This window comes from Leisingera sp. F5 (assembly GCF_001593695.1).
In genome coordinates this window covers 1-1,032 of record NZ_LUKH01001431.1, presented here as the reverse complement: position 1 = coordinate 1,032, position 1,032 = coordinate 1, and the positions used below count along the sequence as shown (strand labels likewise).

1 protein-coding gene and 1 pseudogene are annotated in these 1,032 nt (G+C 61.2%); one reads left to right on the top strand and one right to left on the bottom strand.

Going from position 1 to position 1,032, the window contains the following annotated elements; all coding sequences use genetic code 11:
* Positions 1–705: phosphatidylcholine/phosphatidylserine synthase (locus A2I95_RS42025; RefSeq protein ID WP_291738170.1), on the top strand; the 705-nt coding region annotated here is incomplete at its 5' end.
* Between the two features lie 112 nt (positions 706–817).
* Here the strand turns inward: A2I95_RS42025 and A2I95_RS42020 are convergent.
* Positions 818–997, bottom strand: a pseudogene (locus tag A2I95_RS42020) (methylated-DNA--[protein]-cysteine S-methyltransferase); the annotation flags it as partial.
* Between the last annotated feature and the right edge of the window lie 35 nt (positions 998–1,032).

Below are 1,032 nucleotides of genomic sequence, written 5' to 3'. Positions count from 1 at the left end.
CCTCAGATCCGCGCCCTTTCCGTTCATCTGCTGACTGCAACCGGTGCCGTGTTCGCCATGCTGGCGATGCTGGCCGCCGCGGATGGCAAGTGGAGCCTTATGTTTGTCTGGCTTGTGGTCGCGTTTGCCGTTGACGGCGTTGATGGTCCGCTGGCCCGCCACTACCATGTCAAACGCTACTCGCCGGAATTCGACGGGGTGCTGCTGGACCTGATCATCGACTATCTGACATATGTCTTCATCCCGGCCTTTGCGCTGTTCCAATCAGGATTGATGGCGGGCTGGACCGGCTGGTTTGCAATCATCGTCATCACCTTTGGCAGCGCGATGTATTTTGCTGACACAAGGATGAAGACCAAGGACAATTCCTTTTCCGGCTTTCCCGGTTGCTGGAATATGCTGGTGCTGGTGATCTTTGCGCTGGAGCCGAGCCATTGGACCAGCCTGGTTCTGGTGACGCTGCTGTCCCTGGCAATGTTCCTGCCGCTGAAATTCATTCATCCGGTGCGCACAGTGCGCTGGCGCAAGGTGTCTTTGCCCATGGCGTTGGCCTGGACTTTCTTTGCCGGCTGGGCCGCCTGGGTCGATTTCCACCCCGCCAGCTGGGCGCACTGGGGACTGGTGGTAACCTCGGTCTACTTGCTGTTTGTCGGTATTGCCCAGCAGATCGCGCCGGAACGGCAGCGTAAATCCACAGCGGTTTGATGCGTGGCTGACTGAGGGGCGCTGCCCCTCTGCGTCCTTGGCAGGACGCATTCACCCCGGGATACTTCCGGCCAGAAGAAGCTGCAGGAGCGCTGCAGGCCGGACCGTGCGTTCAGATCAGCAGGCCCGCAGCGCCTTCATGTTTCAAAAGCGCGACCTTGGTTTCCACCCCGCCCTGGCCCGAGAAGCCACCCAAGCCAGTGGCACTCAGCACCCGGTGGCAGGGAATGATCACCGGGATCGGATTGGCGCCGCAAGCATTGCCAACCGGCTGCGGCGGGGCGCCGAGATCCACCCGTGGGTGCGCTCAGCGTGACAGAGCGGGAC